This is a genomic window from Flindersiella endophytica (assembly GCF_054779015.1).
In genome coordinates this window covers 145931-163627 of record NZ_BAAGYY010000016.1, presented here as the reverse complement: position 1 = coordinate 163627, position 17697 = coordinate 145931, and the positions used below count along the sequence as shown (strand labels likewise).

General features: G+C 69.2%; 10 protein-coding genes. 4 read left to right on the top strand and 6 right to left on the bottom strand.

Annotation, left to right across the window (positions count from 1 at the left end):
* The first annotated feature begins 6 nt into the window (after positions 1-6).
* Positions 7-1434: an integrin alpha gene (locus tag ACYVF6_RS18040; protein ID WP_460522671.1), complete on the top strand. Its 1428-nt coding sequence runs from the start codon at positions 7-9 to the stop codon at positions 1432-1434.
* A gap of 90 nt (positions 1435-1524) precedes the next feature.
* A complete protein-coding gene (locus ACYVF6_RS18035) occupies positions 1525-2964 on the top strand; it encodes an integrin alpha (protein ID WP_460522669.1) in 1440 nt (479 codons plus the stop codon).
* Between the two features lie 96 nt (positions 2965-3060).
* Here ACYVF6_RS18035 and ACYVF6_RS18030 read toward each other — a convergent pair whose 3' ends face one another.
* Positions 3061-3558 carry a cobalamin B12-binding domain-containing protein gene (locus tag ACYVF6_RS18030; RefSeq protein ID WP_460522667.1) on the bottom strand — a complete coding sequence of 166 codons (498 nt, stop codon included), beginning with the start codon at positions 3556-3558 and terminating at the stop codon, positions 3061-3063.
* Between the two features lie 710 nt (positions 3559-4268).
* On the opposite strand from ACYVF6_RS18030, the gene ACYVF6_RS18025 reads away from it, so the two are divergent.
* The gene (locus ACYVF6_RS18025; protein ID WP_460522665.1) at positions 4269-5297 is read left to right on the top strand and encodes a M23 family metallopeptidase; all 1029 of its coding nucleotides are present in this window, start codon (positions 4269-4271) and stop codon (positions 5295-5297) included.
* Positions 5298-5408: 111 nt separating this feature from the next.
* Positions 5409-5636: a hypothetical protein gene (locus ACYVF6_RS18020; RefSeq protein WP_460522663.1), complete on the top strand. Its 228-nt coding sequence runs from the start codon at positions 5409-5411 to the stop codon at positions 5634-5636.
* A 50-nt stretch (positions 5637-5686) separates the two neighbouring features.
* Here ACYVF6_RS18020 and pcrA read toward each other — a convergent pair whose 3' ends face one another.
* The 5 genes from pcrA to ACYVF6_RS17995 all read right to left on the bottom strand — a co-directional run bounded on the left by pcrA (position 5687) and on the right by ACYVF6_RS17995 (position 17647).
* The gene (gene pcrA / locus ACYVF6_RS18015) at positions 5687-8023 is read right to left on the bottom strand and encodes an ATP-dependent DNA helicase (RefSeq protein ID WP_460522661.1); all 2337 of its coding nucleotides are present in this window, start codon (positions 8021-8023) and stop codon (positions 5687-5689) included.
* Positions 8024-8250: 227 nt separating this feature from the next.
* A complete protein-coding gene (locus ACYVF6_RS18010) occupies positions 8251-10365 on the bottom strand; it encodes an ABC transporter substrate-binding protein (protein ID WP_460523105.1) in 2115 nt (704 codons plus the stop codon).
* Between the two features lie 250 nt (positions 10366-10615).
* Positions 10616-12769 (bottom strand): ABC transporter substrate-binding protein, encoded by a 2154-nt coding sequence (locus tag ACYVF6_RS18005; protein ID WP_460522659.1) that lies wholly within the window; start codon positions 12767-12769, stop codon positions 10616-10618.
* A 108-nt stretch (positions 12770-12877) separates the two neighbouring features.
* Positions 12878-13741, bottom strand: a complete 864-nt coding sequence (locus tag ACYVF6_RS18000) for a polysaccharide deacetylase family protein (RefSeq protein WP_460522657.1) — start codon at positions 13739-13741, stop codon at positions 12878-12880.
* A 219-nt stretch (positions 13742-13960) separates the two neighbouring features.
* Positions 13961-17647, bottom strand: a complete 3687-nt coding sequence (locus ACYVF6_RS17995) for a S8 family serine peptidase (protein ID WP_460522655.1) — start codon at positions 17645-17647, stop codon at positions 13961-13963.
* Between the last annotated feature and the right edge of the window lie 50 nt (positions 17648-17697).

Below are 17697 nucleotides of genomic sequence, written 5' to 3'. Positions count from 1 at the left end.
AACGGGATGAACGAGGGTGGCCACAGCGGCAGGCGCCGGATCGCCTTGGCGGCGATCACGGCGCTTGCCTGCGGGATGGGCGCGGCGGCCGGCGCACCGGCGTCGGCCGCGGCGCGGACCATGCCGCACGTGGAGATCGGCATCCCAGGGGAAGACCTCGGCACGCAGCGGGACGCCGGAGCGGTAGAGGTACGGCACACCGGGGGCGCCGTCAAGCAGCTGCAGGCTCCGGATCACCAGGCAGGCGACAAGTTCGGTACGGCCACGATCGCGTTCGACGTCGACCGTGACAACCGGCAGGACCTGTTCGTCGGAGCGCCAGGCAAGGACGTCGGCGGTAAGGCGGACGCCGGCGCGATCTACGTCTTCCACGGCACGGCATCCGGGTTCGTCCACTGGACGACGCTGACGATGGACTCGCTCAGCGTCGAGGGCGGCTCGCAGGCCGGTGCGGGGTTCGGCTCCAGCCTGTCGCGCGACTGGCGGCAGGGCGACAACCCCACCTACAAGTGGTTCGCGGCCGGCGCGCCCACCTACGACGTCGACGGCGCCGCCGACGCCGGTGCGGCCGTCGAGATCGGCATCGGCCAGGGCGCGCAGCCGTCGTTCGGCGGCCGGCTGTGGACCGCGGCCGACTGGCCCGGCACGACGCCCCGGGCCGGCGACCGGTTCGGCGCCGCGATCGCCGAGATGGACTCGATGCGCGCGGTCGGCGCACCCGGCAGGGACGTCAGCGGGCAGGCCGACGCGGGCGAGGTCTTCTTCGTCACGCTGCTGGCCGACGGCATCCAGAGCACAGTCACCCAGGACACGCCTGGCGTGCCCGGCGCGGCCGAGGCCGGCGACCAGTTCGGCGCCGCGCTGACGATGAACTGGCACCGGCTGTACGTCGGCATCCCAGGTGAGGACATCGGGACCGCCGCCGACGCCGGCATGGTGCAGGCCATGAACCTCCAGGGCTGGGAGAACCCACCGGCGGGCGGGCCGGGGTTCTCGCAGAACTCCGCCGACGACGTGACCGGCAAGCCGCTTGCCGGCGCGGCCGAGGCCGGTGACCGCTTCGGTGCCGCACTCGGCTGGTACTCCGAGCAGGGCGCGGCCTCCGACGCCGCCTCGTACATCCTGCTCGGTGCTCCCGGTGAGGACATGGGCTCGGCCAGGGATGCCGGCATGGTCAACGTCCTGCACGACCCGGCGATCGACGCGTACAGCGACTCCAGGCTCGGCGGCACCAACGAGGCGGGCGACCGGTTCGGCGCCGCGCTCTACGGCCGCGACGCCGAGCTGGCCACCGCGGCGATCGGCATCCCGGGCGAGAACGGTGGGTCCGGCGTCGTGAAGCCGGTCTTCCCGGTCAGGACCACCTGGTGGCAGGCCGGCGACCCGCGGGAGGCGGGCGACGGCTACGGAAGCTTCGTGGAGGGCTCCTTGTAGCTCCCCACGTGGACACCTCGGCCGGTGCTGCCCCTGCCGCAGCACCGGCCGAGGCGTCGAATCTTCAGGTGGACATTCGGGAGGGGACCCATGCATACGAAACGGGCTGCGGCACTACTGACCGCGGCCGGCCTGGCCGTGGCCGGGCTCGCCGCCGCCGCGCCGGTCCAGGCAGCCAAGGCGTTGCCGCTGGTCGCGATCGGCGTACCCGATGCCGACGTCGGCTCGCAGGCCGACGCGGGCAGCGTCGAGATCCGCAACCAGGCCGGCGTGGTGCAGCGGCTGACCGCGCCGAGCGCCAAGGCGGGCGACCGGTTCGGCGCCGTCACGACCTCAGGCGATCTGACGGGAGACGGCCGGCCCGAGCTGATCGTCGGTGCGCCGGGCCGCGACATCGGCGGCCTGCAGGACTCCGGCGCCGCGTTCATCTACCGCGGTACGGCGACCGGCTACCAGTACTGGCGGATCCTCGGCCAGGGCTACTCCGGCATCCCCGGCCGGGCGCAGGCGGGCGCCGCGTTCGGTGCCAGCCTGTCGTTCCAGTCGCCGTACCGCCTCGAGACCGGCGAGTACACCTTCGACGGCAGCCGCCTGTACGTCGGCGCACCGTTCACCGACATCGGTTCCGCCACCGACGCGGGCACGGTCGTCGAGCTGGACATTCCGCACGGCACTACGCCGGCGATCACCGGACGTGTGCTCACCGAGAGCTCGCATCCGGAGTGGGGGACGCCGGCCTCGGGCGAGCGCTTCGGCCAGGCCGTCGCCGCGGGAACGGAGCTCAGCATCGGTGCACCGGGTGAGACGGTGAACGGCCAGGCCGGAGCGGGTGCTGTGTTTCACAGGAGGTGGGGAGGCGACGAGTTCACGAACATGGTGATCACTCAGGACCTCGTGGTGGGCCAGGAGGACGTGCCGGGTGCCGCCGAGGCCGGTGACGAGTTCGGTCGTTCGCTGCTGGACTTCTCCGGGCACCTGTGGATCGGTGCACCTGGCGAGGACATCGGCACGCAGGTGAACGCCGGGTTCGTGAACCACTTCATCCACGGGATGCTGAACGAGCTCGACCCCGCCGAAGGGCTCACGCAGGGCAGCTACGACCCCGTCGCGCGGCGGCCCGTGGGCGACCAGGCCGAGGCCGGCGACCGATTCGGCGCGTCGATGACGGGCTACTGGCACGACATCGTGAACCACCCGTGGGTCTACGTCGGCGCGCCCGGCGAGGACATCGGCGGTGCCGTCGACGCGGGCATGGTGAACTCGCTGTACAGCCGCGGCAACCAGGACGTCCCGGTCTTCACCGACGCGACGCTGGGCGGCACCAACGAGCGCGGCGACAAGTTCGGCTCGGCGGTGAGCTCGGTGCTGCTGAGCACCGACCAGAGCCCGATCACGTACGGCCTGGTGATCGGCATCCCGGGCGAGAACGGCTACGGCGTGGTGAAGGTGGCCAGCCCGTTCCGCGTCACCTGGCGGCTCGCGTCGCCGAAGGCCGGCGACGGCTACGGCAGCGCGGTGCGCGTGAGCTGAGCCGGCTGATCGTCTGCTGAGCCGCGAATGACCACGTTAACCACGGCTTTGGCGGGTTAACGTGGTCATTCGCGCACTTCGCCCTTGTGCAGGGGGTCAGGCCGGGTCGCCGGCTGCGGCGGCTTCGGCGCCTGCTTCGGCGGCGGCTTGCGCCTCGGCCGGGGAGTCGGCGCCGAGGTGCTGGCGTACCCAGGCCACGATGTCCTGGGTGGAGCTGCCCGGCGTGAAGACCTTCGCCACACCCAGCTTGGTCAGCTCCGGGATGTCGGCGTCAGGGATGATGCCTCCGCCGAAGACGGCGATGTCGTCGGCATCGCGTTCACGCAGCAGCTCGACGACGCGGGCGAACAGGGTCATGTGCGCACCGGAGAGTACCGACAGGCCGATGCCGTCGGCGTCCTCCTGGATCGCGGTCTCGACGATCTGTTCCGGCGTCTGGTGCAAGCCCGTGTAGACGACCTCGACACCGGCGTCGCGGAGTGCGCGCGCGACGACTTTCGCTCCGCGATCGTGTCCGTCCAGCCCGGGTTTGGCCACGACGACACGAATCTGTCCCCCGGTAGTAGGCACCGACGTGTGGGTCCGCACGCTCATCTGCGCCTCCTCTCTAGGTGCCGAACCTATCTCGGGGACGCGGCTTCGACGGCCATGGAGTGACATCCAGACGGCTCGCGTGTGTCGGCTGGATTACGGCCAGTCATGCGCCTATTGTTACGAACACATCACTACCCGTAACTAGGAGCGACTGGATTGCGTTAAACGACCGGATTGTCCCCTAGGCCAGTGTCCGGATCCGGCACACACCGTACGGTCGGAGTTGGCAAGAGGAGACCGATCCGTTATCGTCCCTCCCATTCGCTCTCCAACCGGCTACCAACTGGTAGCCCTGCAGGAAGGCACAAGCGCAGGTGGCCGAACCCGGGAAGCATCGTGGCGTAGCTCAGCCGTCGCCGCGTGCAGGCGCCCCTGAGGCGCCCGCTCCGGCATACACGGCGACGAGCCCGCGGCGGAGCCGCGCGGCCGACTCTCGTTCCTCCGCTTACCCAACGCCGAGCGCTTCCACACCGGCGTATCAGTCCCCGGCTCCCGCTCCGGCGCCTCGTTACGCCGCACCGGCACCGGTCTGGTCCCAGGCGCCGATGCCCGCTCCGGCTCAGGCCTCGGCAGCTGTGCCCGACCGGCCGGCTCCGGCCGCCCGGCACTCGGCCCCTGCCTGGTCGCCCCAGCCGTTCCCGGCCCCCGCGCCCGCTCCGGTCCAGGCTCCGCCTCCCGCGTTCACAGCCCGGCCGGCGTACGAGCCCGCGATGGACCTGCCGCCCGCCTACCTTCCGCCCGTGACGCTCGCTCCGCCGCCCGCACATCCGGGCGCTGACAGCCGCCGCGCCGCGCGCGCTCCGCAGGCCGAGCCTTTAACCGACTTCCGGGCCACCCAGCCCGAGCCCCGCCGCTCCCCCGCTCCCGCCTCCGGCGAGCCGCGCGACGGCGGCAACCGCGCGACTGGTGGATCCGCAGCGGTGTCGTCCGCCGGACGACGCAAGCAGCCGGCCGGCCACCGCAAGCGCTCCCGGCGCAGGGCGTTCCCGGCCGTTCCGGTGGCCGCCAGCATGGTGACGCTGGTCGCCGCCGCCTCCGGCGCGATGAGCCTCCACCCTGGCCAGAAGGCCGACGTCAAGTCGGCCTCGGAGGAGCGGGCCATGCCCGCCGGCATCGCTCTCAGCCTCACCCAGCTCGGCACCGAACGCGACAAGGCCGCTGCCCGGTCCGACCGTTCGGATCGCAACTCCTACGCCGGCACCGTCGATCGTTCCAACTTCGACCGCGAGCAGCAGGCCGACGAGGCCCGCGACCGCGCGCAGTGGGAGCAGGAGCGCGCCAAGGAGCTCTCGGGCATCCGCGGCACCGGCGACGGCGAGACCGGCGTCGTGCTCGACCGCGCGATCCACTGGGTGCTGCCGGTCTCCGGCTACCGCCTCACCGCCGGGTTCGGCGACGGTGGCTCGCTCTGGAGCAACAACCACACCGGCCAGGACTTCGCGGCGCCGCTCGGCACCCCGGTTCGCTCGGTCGGAGCCGGCGAGATCATCTCGGCCGCCTACGACGGCCCGTACGGCAACAAGATCGAGGTCCGGCACCTCGACGGCACGGTCACCTGGTACTGCCACCTGTCGGGCTACGCCCAGAAGAGCGGCTACGTCGCCCCGGGCGAAGTGATCGGCTACCTCGGCAGCACCGGCAACTCCACCGGCCCGCACCTGCACTTCGAGGTCCGCCCCGACGACGGCGACCCGATCGACCCGATGCCGTGGCTGCGCGACCTCGGCCTCAACCCCTGAGCTTCTCCCCACGCTCGCCTGCTCGCTGAGCAGCAGTCTGTCCAGAGGCCCCGACCCTGCCCAGGCGGACAACAAGAGCCTGCAGGTGGCGGCGAGCTGCCGCTCGAAGAGATGCGCGCACTCATCGAGGAGATGACCGCCGGACCCGGCGGTGTCGCGACCGGCGTCGTGCCGTGGCTCGCGGAGGCAGGTGAGCGGAAGCCGGCGCCTGCGGTCCAGTCGTTGCCGGTCCAGCGTGCGGCACCGGGCGCGCCCGTCGTGACACCGGCGGCTGCCACGCGTGGCTCGAAGCCGGGTGGTGAGCTCGCTGCAGGGCACCTACGACGCATGCTCGGGTGAGCTGTACGCCAGCGGGGGCCCTGGCACGACGGGCGGGTTCCCGCGGGCGGCTACAGCTTCTCGATCGGGGCGTAGCGGAGCAGGAAACGCTTCACGCCCTCGGATCCGAAGTCGATGCTGGCCTCCGCGTCGTCGCCGGCGCCGCGGGTGGTGACCACTGTGCCGAGGCCGTAGGAGTCGTGGATCACGCGGTCGCCCGCCTTTACCGAGACCACCGACTTCTGGGCCTCCGAGCGGCGCGCGCGGCGGCCGGACGCGGACGTGGAGTGCCACGTGACCTGGTCGACCTCGGTGCGGCGCCAGTCGACCAGCTCGGCCGGGATCTCGGTGAGGAAGCGGGACGGGTCGTTGTGGGACGGCGCTCCCCACGCGCTGCGTACGCCGGCCCGCGAGATGTAGAGCCGCTGCCGGGCCCGGGTGATGCCGACGTAGGCCAGCCGGCGCTCCTCCTGCAGCTCGTTGTCGTCGGTGCGGGAGCGCTCGTGCGGGAAGATGCCTTCCTCCAGGCCGGTCAGGAACACGACCGGGAACTCCAGGCCCTTCGCGGTGTGGAGCGTCATCAACGTCACCACGCCGTCGTCCTGCGCGGCGCCCGGAATGGAGTCGGCGTCGGCGACCAGCGAGACCCGCTCCAGGAAGTCGGCCAGCGCCGCCGGCTGGTTCTCGGCCTCGGCGTTCTCGGCGAACTCGCGCGCCACCGCGACCAGCTCGCCGACGTTCTCGATCCGGGTCTTGTCCTGCGGGTCTTCGGACTGCTCGAGCTCCTCGATGTAACCGGTGCGGTCGAGCACGCGCTCGAGGACCGTGGCCGGCTCGGAACCCTCCTCGACCATCGCGTGCAGCTCGTCGATCAGCGTCACGAAGCCGGTGATCTGGTTGAGCGACCGGGTGGCGAGGCCGGGTGCCTCCTCGGCCCGGCGTAACGCCTGCCAGAACGAGATCCGCTCGCGCTGTGCCAGCGCCTCGACACACGCCTCGGCCCGCTCGCCGATCCCCCGCTTCGGAACGTTGAGGATCCGGCGCAGCGAGACCGTGTCCTCGAGGTTGGACAGCAGCCGGAGGTAGGCCAGCGCGTCGCGCACCTCGCGCCGCTCGTAGAAGCGCACGCCGCCGACCACGCGGTAGGGCATGCCGACCCGGATGAACACTTCCTCGAAGACCCGGCTCTGGGCGTTGGTGCGGTAGAACACCGCGACGTCCTTGGGCTTGGCCTTGCCGGCGTCGTTCAGCCGGTCGATCTCCTCGGCGACGTACTGGGCCTCGTCGTGCTCGTCGTCGGCGACGTAGCCGACGATCTTCTCGCCGTCGCCGGAGTCGGTCCAGAGGTTTTTGGGCTTGCGGCCGGAGTTGCGGCTGATCACGGCGTTGGCCGCGGACAGCACGGTCTGCGTGGAGCGGTAGTTCTGCTCCAGCAGGATCACCTTGGCGTCGGGGAAGTCCTGCTCGAACTCGTCGATGTTGCGGATCGTCGCGCCCCGGAAGGCGTAGATCGACTGGTCGGCGTCGCCGACCACCATCAGCTCGCCGTGCTTGGGACTCTCCTGGTCAGGGATCGTCAGCTCGCGCACCAGGGTGTATTGCGCGTGGTTGGTGTCTTGGTATTCGTCGACCAGCACGTGCGCGAACTTCTCGCGGTAGTAGTCGCGCGCCTCCGGGAACGCCTGGAACAGGTGCACCGTGGTCATGATCAGGTCGTCGAAGTCGAGCGCGCTGGACTGCTGCAGGCGGTTTTGGTATTCGGTGTAGGCCTCGGCGTAGGTCCGCTCGAGCTGCGTGTGGGCCCGGGCGCTGGCTGTCTCGTGGTCGATCAGCTCGTTCTTGAAGTTGGAGATGTGGTTGAGCACGGCCCGGGGGTTGAACCGCTTCGGGTCGAGGTCGAGATCACGGCACACCAGCGTGATCAGACGTCTGCTGTCGGCATCGTCGTAGATCGAGAACGACGAGGACATGCCGAACCGCTTGATCTCGCGCCGCAGCAGGCGCACGCAGGCCGAGTGGAACGTGGAGACCCACATGTATTGCGCGGCCCGCTCCCCCACCAGCGCGGCGACCCGCTCGCGCATCTCACCGGCGGCCTTGTTGGTGAACGTGATCGCGAGGATCGAGCTCGGCCGGGCGTCGCGCTGGCCGAGCAGCCAGGCGATTCGCCTGGTGAGCACCCTGGTCTTGCCCGAACCCGCACCCGCGACCACGAGCAGCGGTGAGCCCTCGTGGATCACCGCGGCCCGCTGGGCGGGGTTGAGCCCGGCGAGGATCTCCTCGGCGTTCTCGGCCTTCAGAGCGGCCCGTTCCTCGGGCGTGAGCTTGGGCCGAGCGGCCGGCTTGGCGGGCTCAGCGGGCTGTTCCCCGGCGGGGACTTCGGTGGGGTTCTGGGCGGCTGCGCTCATCGCGGTCCAGCCTACGGAACCCCACCGACATACGTCGCGTCAGCGGCCCATGCGGCGAGACGGCTGCTGGTCGATCACGGTCACCTTGGCGGCCGGGAGCCGCTCAGGGCAAGCACCTGGGCCCTGGTCAGGCCGCCCACGACGTCCCAGCCTCGGCGTCGCCCACCGCGTGCCGGCCGCGACTTCGGTCGCGGCCGGCACGATGGTGAACCAGGACGAGCGAGGTGCTACGTCGAGTGCTTGTCGGGGTTGCTCCAGAAGTACGTCTCCGGGTCGTAGACCGCCGGCGAGGGAAGGATCCACGGGTTGACCCAGCCGCCGAGCGCGAGGTTCTCCTTACGCGGCACGTTCTGCAGGTCCTGGTGGGCCAGCACGATCCGCGGCACGTTGGCGACCGCGCCGAGGAAGAACGGGCCTTCCTCCACGTGGATCTTCACCACGTCCCACAGCAGCTGCGTGCGCTTCAGCTCGTCGGTCTCGACGCGCGCCTTGGCGTAGAGGTCCCACAGCCGCGCGACCGGCTCCTTCTCGTTGTCCGGCACGATCCACGGCGGCGTCCGCTTCCACGGCGAGACGTTCGCCTGCTTCTTCAGCGCGCCCGGGTCGCCGGTCTGCAGCTGGAACGCCTTGCCGTGCAACGGCGCCCAGTGCCCGGTCTCGACGGGGATCACCCAGCCGGGGTAGATCAGCGGGCTGTTGTCGCCCACCTCCCAGGCCGTCGTGGTCATCAGTTCACCACGGCCCCAGCGGTCGCCGAACGTGTCGGGCGAGACGGGGTTCATCTGGGTGGCGATGCCGACCGCTTCCCAGCTCCGCTTGACGAACTCGTTCTTCTGCTTGTGCTCGTCACCGGCGTCGGCGGGGTAGTCGAGCAGCATGAGGAACTTCTTGCCGTTCGGCAGCTCGCGCATGCCGTCGCCGTTCTTGTCGACCATGCCGAGCTCGTCGAGCATGGCCTTGGCCTTCTCCGGGTCGTACTTGACGTAGGAGTCGCGCCATTCCGCGTAACGCTTCTTGGACTCGGCGTCCTTGGAGAAGATCGCGCCCTTGGGGCTGAGCGTTCCCGTTGTCAGCTCGCCGGAGTTGAAGTAGACGCCCTTGCGTACGTCCGGCCGGTTGTAGGCGTGCGAGAGCGCCTGCCGGAACTTCTTGTCGCGGAACACCTTACGAATCTCGGGGTCCGGGTGGTCCTGGTTCCAGAACAGGATCGAGCCGGTCCCCGAACCACCGTCCCAGAAGAACAGCTGGACGCCGGTCTTCTTCTCGCCGCCGCGAAGCGCCTGGACGTCGCCGAGGATGAGGTCGGTGTGGCCGCCGTGCACGTAGTCCGCGGCGCCCTGGATGAACTTGAGCTTCTGCACCTGCTGGTCGGGGATCAGCTGGTAGCGCAGCTCGTCGACGTAGGGCAGCTGGTTGCCCTTGGTGTCGACACACCAGTAGTACGGGTTGCGCTCGAACGTCGCGTTGCGGCCCTCGTTGTAGGACTTCAGCCGCCAGCCGGTCATCGTCGGGCAGTCCTTGTTGAGCGACCAGTCAGACATCGAGTCGTGCTTGTCGTACCAGTTGCTGCTGGCCTTGATCTTCTTGTTGTACTTGGGGTGGAACTGCGAGAGGTAGTGCTTCGGTTCCATCCAGCGCGGGCCGTTGCCGCGGTTGGTCCACGCGGCCAGGCGTTCCGGCGTGATCGGCGCGGGTGCGTCGAACGTCAGCACCAGCGTCGTCTCGTCGGGCGCGGTCACCTTGGCCACGGTGTCGCGGCCCGAGCGGGTGTCGTCCGGCGGCAGGTCGGGGTGCTGCTCGTTGAGCACCATGTCCTCCCACCAGTACATGATGTCGGCGGTGCTCCACGGCTCGCCGTCCGACCACTTCAGTCCCTTGCGGAAGTGGAACGTCCACACCGTCGCGTCCTCGTTGGACTCCCAGCTCTCGGCCAGGCCGGGGCCGATGTCCAAGCCGTCGTTGAGGAAACGCAGGATCGAGTGCCCGTACATGTACTCCTTGAAGGCGTACGTCGGGTCGTCTCCGAGGATCATCTGCAGGTTGCCGCCGTACTGGCCGGTCTTGACCCAACGGTGCGGGATGACGTACGGCTTCTCCGGCAGGCGTTCGGCCAGCGCCGGGATCTTCCCGGCCTTGGCGAGCTCGGTGAGCTTCGGCGACTCGGCGAACTTCGCCGGTGTCGGCATCGGTTTTGTCTCCGAGCCCTTCGCCTTGGTCTCTGGCTTGGCACCCGGTTCCTTGTTCGACGAGGAGCTGGTTCCAGGCGAGCAGGCTGCGAGTGCGGCCAAGCCGGCGGCTGCGGCCGAGGTTCGAAGCAAGTCTCGACGAGTCAAACCCGGCATACGGTCGTTGAACAAACTGCTCATGCAACACTCCCTGTTCCCGGCCACGCTCCCACACGGGGAGACCGATGCCGATAGGAAATAGCATTTCCTGTGGAAACCGCTAGGCCTTCAGCTCTCCGATACCGGACACACGCGTGAACGCTGTCCGAAACGTTACTGAAATCGGACAGTCCGTGTCCCGGTAATCGCCGTTGGAACGCGTTCCGTGTTCGGTTGGGGACGCTGAGAGGCGGCGCCCTTGTTCCTTCTAGTCGGTGTGGTCGGCCGGGTTGTTCCAGAAGAACGACTCCGGGTCGTACGCCGCCGGCGACGGCAGGAACCACGGATTGGTCCAGCCGCCCAGCGCGAGGTTGGCCTTGCGCGGGACGTTTCGCAGGTCCTTGTGCGCCAGCACGATCCTCGGCGTGTTCGACACCACGCCGAGCAGGAACGGTCCTTCTTCCACATGGACCTTGAAGATGTCCCAAAGCAACGAAGTTCGCCTCACCGGGTCGATCTCGATCCGCGCCTTGGCGTACAGCTCCCACAAGCGGGCGATCGGGTCGTCGTCGGAGTCGGGAAGCATCCATGGCGGCGTCCGCTTCCACGGCGAGAGCTTCGCCTGCTTGGCGAAAATGCCCGGGTTCGCGACCTTCTGCTGGTAGGCGTTGCCGTGCAGCGGCGCCCAGTGCGCCGGCTCGACCGGCACCACCCAGCCCGCGTAGATCAGCGGCTGGTTGTCACCGATCTCCCAGTCCGACTTGATCATCAGCTCGCCGCGGTCCCAGCGCTCGCCGAACGAGTCGGCCGAGATCGGGTTGAGCTGCGCGGCGATGCCGACCTTGGCCCAGTCGGCGACGATGTGCCGGTTCTTCTCCTTGTGCTCCTCCGCCGCGATCGCCGAGTGGTCGAGCGTCAGCAGCAGCTTCTTTCCGCTCGGCAGCTCACGCTTGCCGTCACCGTTCTTGTCGACCACACCGAGCTCGTCCAGCAGCGCCTTTGCCTTGCCGGGGTCGTGCGTGACGTAGGAGTCGCGCCACTCGACGTATCGCCGCATGCCCTCCTTGCTGCCGACGAACGAGGTGCCCTTCTTGCTGAGCGTCCCGGTCGTGAGCTCGCCAGAGTTGTAGTAGATCGCCTTGCGGACGTCGGCGCGGTCGTAGGCGTACGACAGCGCCTGCCGGAACCTCTTGTCGCGGAACAGCGTGCGCAGCTCGTCGTCGGGATAGTCGTGGTTCCACATCAGCAGCGAGCCGCTGCCCGTCCCGCTGTCCCAGAAGAACTGCTCGACGCCCGTACGTTCCTGCTCGCGGCGCAGCAGCTGCACGTCGGACAGCGGCAGCGGACCGTGCACGTAGCCCTGCACGAAGTCGAAGGCGCCCGCGACGAACTTCGTCTTCTGGACCTGCTCGTCGGTGATCAGCTCGAAGTTCAGCTCGTCGATGTAGGGCAGCTGGTTGCCCTTGGGGTCGACGACCCAGTAGAAGGGGTTGCGCTCGAAGACCACGCTGCGCCCTTCCTCATACGACTTCGAACGCCAGCCGCACATCGTCGGGCACGCGGGGTTGAGCACCCAGGTTGCCATCTGGTCGTGCTTCTCGTACCAGGTTCTCGAGGTCACCTTCTTGTTGTATTTCGGGTGAAACTGGGAGATGTAGTGCTTCGGCAGCATCCACCACGGTCCGACACTGCCGGAGCTGTTGACGTACGCCGCCAGCTTCTCCGCGGTGATCGGTGCGGGCGCGTCGAACGTCAGCACCAGCGTGGTCTCGTCGGGCGCGGTCACCTTGGCGGTGGTGTCGCGGCCGGAGCGTACGTCGTCGGGTGGGGTCGCCGTGTGCTCGGTGTTGAGCACCAGGTCCTCCCACCAGTACATGATGTCGGCGGTGCTCCACGGCTCGCCGTCCGACCACTTCAGCCCCTTGCGGAAGTGGAACGTCCACTCGCTGGCGTCGGAGTTGGACGACCAGCTCTCGGCCAGTCCCGGTCCGATGTCCTTGCCGTCGTTGAGGTAGCGCAGGATCGAGTGGCCGTACATGTTCTGGTTGAGCGCGTACTGCGGATCGTTGGCGGTCTGCGTGAGGTTGAGCGTCCCGCCGTACTTCCCGGTCGTGAGCCACCTGTGCGGCACCACGTACGGCTTGTCCGGCAGCCGGTCGGCGACCTTCGGCAGCTGTCCGGCTTTCACCAGTTCGGCGAGCTTCGGGGACTCGCCGAAGCGCTTTGGCAGCTCCAGCGGCTTGGTCTCGGAACCCTTCCCGGTGCCCGTTTTCTCCTCACCCGCGGCGGGCTGGTCGGGGCTTTCGTCCTGTCCACCACCCGAGCAACCAGCCAGCAGGGCGGCACCGGCGGCGACTGCGGAGAGGTGCAGGATGCTCCGGCGGCTCAGGCCGTCCGGGGCAAGCTGGGTTGGGGTCGACATGCCGTCAGGAAATAGCATCGCGGGCGGTTCGCCAAGTGCGGCGGCTTCGCCGATTCCGGACAGCTCGTGGGACAGGCGTCGAAATCCCGTCGAACCTGGCCGTCCGGCTCAGCAGTCGAGGCTGCGGAAGAGGTAGCCCTGGCCGTACAGCTCGCGGAGGATGGTGTCGAGTGCCGCGACCGTCTGAGCGCGGTTGGCGCCGCCGTCGTGCATGAGCACGATGTTGCCGGGGCGCGCGTGGCTGACGACCGTCTGCGCGATCCGGTGCGAGCCCGGCCGGGTCCAGTCGAGCGTGTCGATGTCCCACAGGACGATGTCGTGGACGCCCTCCGAGCGCAGTACCGAGCGCACGCGGTGGTTGATCGCGCCGTACGGCGGGCGGAAGCAGGGCGAGTCCGGGCCGTTGCGAACCTCCCAGCGGATGGCGCCGTCGGACAGCATGGTCAGGTCCCGGTGGATCGTGCTGTGGTTGGCGATCGTGTGACCGGCCGCTCGCACCCGGCGGGCGAGGGCCGGGTACGCCCGCTGCGCGCGGCCGAGCTCGAAGAAGGTGGCCTTGGCGTCGTAGCGGTCGAGCACCTCGAGCACCTTCGGCGTCCATTCCCGGCTCGGGCCGTCGTCGAAGGTCAGGTAGAGCACCTTCACCCGGTCCCGCCGCTGGGTCGCCTGGCGCTGCGCACCGGCGGACCCCGGCCCGCTGTGCCCGCCCGGCCCGGTGAGAGGAACGGCGGTGGTCGGGCCGACCCTGGGTGCCGGACGCCTGCGCGGTACCGGATCCGCACTGGGGGTGGCCGGGCTGGGCGTGGGCGGCTGCTGCGCACGCACCGACGGCTCGGCGATCGTTCCCGACCCGGCGAACGCGGGCAGCTCGGACCGCTCGTGCTGCCCGGCGACCCACGTGCCGAACCCGACGACGGCTGCGATGGCGATGAGACGCCAGGTACGACCGGCTTGACCACCCGTGCGGGACATCTGCGTGCTGTGCTTCCTACTGCTTTGCCGAATCGGAACACTTATCCGATTCGTCCCCCATCAGACGTCAAGCCAATCTTTACGGCACTTCGAGACTACGAGAGTTTCGGTTACCGGCCGCCAACCCGCGCTGCCGGCGAGCAGGGCCGCGACGCCCGGCCGGAGCGCGAGGGCTCCGGCCGGGCGTCGCGAGCGATGGTGCCGAACCGGCGGGCGGGCTTACAGGTCCGGCCGCTGGACCACGCGGATGCTGTTCACCACCGACGGCTGGTATCCCCGCCGGTCGCTGAAGTTCACCGCGAGATCGCCACCCTCGGGCACCTCGACCCGGTAGGTGTAGCTGTCCGCGCTACGACCGCCGACCTTCTGCGCGATGTCGTAGCCGACCAGCACGTACGAGCCGTTGATGTCGACGTCGAACCGGCGCCAGTCGACGCGCGGCGAGATGCCGAGCTCGGCGAACCCGAGCGTCACCTCGTACGTGCCGGCGGGCAGGTCGTCGAACCGGTAGGCGTCCATGCCGATCCGCTGGCTGCGGAACAGGGCGTCGTCGGACGTGTTCTTGATGTCGACGTTCGTGCCGACCGACCGCGTCGTGGCGTCACCAACGGAGTCGACGAAGCCGTACGACCCTTCGGCGTACGCCTGGTCGGTCGTCCACGGCAGGCCGGCCGCGTCGAGCGACTCGCCCGCGGCTCCGGCGTCGACGCCCTTCCAGTAGGCCGAAACCACAACCTGGACAGGGACCTCGACGCGCGGCGTCCGGCCGCTGTTGGAGTCGATCGCGATCTTCGCGTCGTGCACGCCGGCCGGTACGCCGGTGGTGTCGATGCCGACCGTGATCTCGCTCTTGCCGCCGACCGGCAGCTTCGCACCCAGCAACGAGAGCGACAGCCACGGCTGGTCGGACTCCAACTCGACACTCGACCAGTCGAGCACGGCCGAGCCCGTGTTGGTGACCGTGAACTTCTTCACCTGCTGGTTGCCCTGCGGGAGCACCCACGAAAGTTCCGGCGAGGCGACCGACGCACGCGGCGTCGCGAGCGCGAAGTCCGTGGCGACGAACTTCCCGGCGCCGACGGCCTTGCTGACCGCCGCGGCACTGACGTAGTTGGTCGCCGCGGCGTCCACGTCGTAGTCACCGGTCCAGACCTGCGCCATGTACGTGCCGTCGGCGGCGGTCTGGAGCGTCTTCGGCGTGCCACTGCCCTGCTTCACCGTGACCGTTGCACCCGCGACCGGCTGGCCGTCGTTCTTGTCCGTCACGGTTCCGAGCAGGAAGCCGTTCGCGGGCAAGCTGAACTTGACGGCGCCGTTGCGCAGCGAGGTCGCGTTGAAGGCGTACTGCATGGCGTCGGTGCCGGCGGCGTTCTCGACGCCGACCGTTGCCGAACTGCCGGTCTCGCGGGCGTTGGCCGGGTCGATGTTGCGGTAGGCGACCTCGACGTCGGAGTTCTCCGACAGCTTGATCTCGGCGTCGATCCGGTTGGACGTGCCGTAGATCAGCACGTTCCGCCACTCGATGATGAACGTACGATTGGGCGCGGTTCCGACGGTCTTGGTGTAGACCTTCGCGCTGTCGTCGACGTTCAGGTCGTCCCAGAACGCGTAGATCGCGGCGTTCGGAGCCGCGGTCGTCGGGATGGCGGTGTTGGAGTACGACGTCGAGGCAGCGGTGAAGCTGAGGTGCCCGTTCGTCGACACGTTGGCCCTGGTGTAGGCCTGGCCGTACAACCACGCCCGGAACGGCAGGTCGACCGCCTGGCTGGCGTCGTCACCGGTCAGCGCGAGCGCGCTGTCGGCTTCGGCGTAACCCGTGGTCGCGATCGAACACGTGTAGCCGTAGGTGTCGCTGCGGTTGCCGAGGCGGAAGTTCACGATCTTCCGGCCGTCGATCGTGACCGACTTGTTCGCACCGGCGAGGCAGCCACCGGGGCTGGCGACGCGGAACGTGTACGTACCAAGCGGAACCGCGTCGAATCCGTACGTACCGTCGGCCGCCGTCGTCACCGGAGCGAGTGGCGTGCCTTCGATCGTGACCGTCGCGCCCGCGACCGGGTTGCCGGCGGAGTCGGTCACCTCACCGTAGGCGGGGTAGGACGCGACCGCTGTCAACGCGATGTTGCCGTTGGCCGTTTCGCCCACTGTGACGGTGAACGTGCTCGTACCTGTCTCGTAGCCGTACTTGCGTGCGGTCACGGTGTACGTCCCGACCGTCAGGTTGACGGAGTACGTGCCGGTCGTTCCGGTCGTCACCGTCCGGCTGTTCGGGCCGGTGATGGTGAGCTGCGCGCCCTGCAGTGCGGCACCGCTGGCCGAGTCGGTGACCGTGCCGGCCAGGACTCCGACGTCGCCACGCGGTGCGGCCTGGACCGCGGCGAGCGCGTCCAGCTTGCCCTCGCCCCAGACGTTGTTGTTCTCGGCCGTGCCACCGCAGGTGGTGTTGTTCTGGTCGACCGCGGTCTCGTTCAGGAGTGCCCGCGTACCTTCGATATCGCCGACCAGGGCGGGCGATGCCGACCAGATCAGCGCGACCGCGGCCGCGACGTGCGGTGCGGCCATCGAGGTGCCGTCGGCGAGGCCGTACTGCCCGCCCGGCAGCGCCGACCGGACGCCCTCACCGGGTGCGGAGATGTTCGGCTTCACCATGCCGTTGCCGCCGGGGCCGCGGCTGGAGAAGCTCGAGATCGCGCCGCTCTGCTGGAAGGCGCCAACGCTGTAGGTGTAGATCGAGTCGCCCGGCGAGCCGGCCGAGTCGCAGCCCGGGCCGCTGTTGCCGTTGGAGTAGACGCCGAAGATGCCTGACGCCGTCCACGCGCGGCTCACGTCGTCGAACTCCGGGTCCTCGACCGAACCGTTGGCCGCGCCCCACGAGTTGTTCACGATGTTCGGGCGGAGGTCGGCGCGCGGGTTCTGGTTGTCGAGGTCGGTCGGCGCGAGGATCCACTCCGCCGAGTCGAGCAGGGCCTGGTCGCTCGGGCAGCAGCCGGCCGCGGTGATCCACTTGGCGCCCGGTGCGACACCGATCTGGTTGCCCTGACCGTCGTCGCCGGTCATCGTGCCCATCGTGTGGGTGCCGTGCCAGTGCGAGTCGCCGCACGGCTCGTCGTCACAGAAACCGGCAGGGTCGAACCAGTTGTAGTTGTGGTCGAACGTGCCGTCGCCGTTGTTGCCGCGGTAGGAGCCGATGAGCGCCGGGTGCCGGAAGTCCGTACCGGTGTCGATGCTGGCGACCGTGATGCCCTCGCCGCGGTCACCGTACTGGTCCCACACGTCATCGGCGTTGATCGCCTGGACGTTCCACTCGATGGCGTCGGCGGCCGCGTCGGCCTGCTTGTCGATGTCGTACTTGCCGCGAACCGGCTCGACCAGGTCCATCTTCGTCGGGGCGGCGATCTCCTTGACGCCGTTGACCGTGGCCATGGTGCCGGCCAGCTTGGCGTCGCCGTCGTGGACGATGATGCGGTTGCTGATCCAGTAGGTGTCGAAGTCGGCGCCTGCCTGCTGCAGCTTCTCCACAGCGCCCTGCTGGCTGGCGGTGGCGGCCTGCTTCAGCGTGTCGACGACTGCCTGGCCGCGCTTGTTCCAGTCTTTGACGGCGGCGGCCTGGCTCAGGTCCGCTCGCTGGTTGAAGACCACCCAGAAGTCGGTGGCCTTGTCCTTGGCCAGTTCCTTGCTGACCGCCGCCGCGATCGGGGCGGGCTTGGGCGCGGGCGCGTTGGCCGGCTCGGACGTCTGCGTGTCCGGATTCGCCGGCGACACACCGTCCGGGCCTGGGTTCGGCCCGGCCATCGCCGCTGCCGGCATGAGGGCAGCGGAGAGCAGCGCGAGCGCTGCCGTGGCGGTCACGGCCAGCGTGGATCGCACGCCGCGCCGCTGCCCACCGGTTCGTACTCGGTTTCTCAAGGACGTTCCTCCCTGGTCTGCTCCCGGCCGCAGCCTCGTTCGAGGCTTTT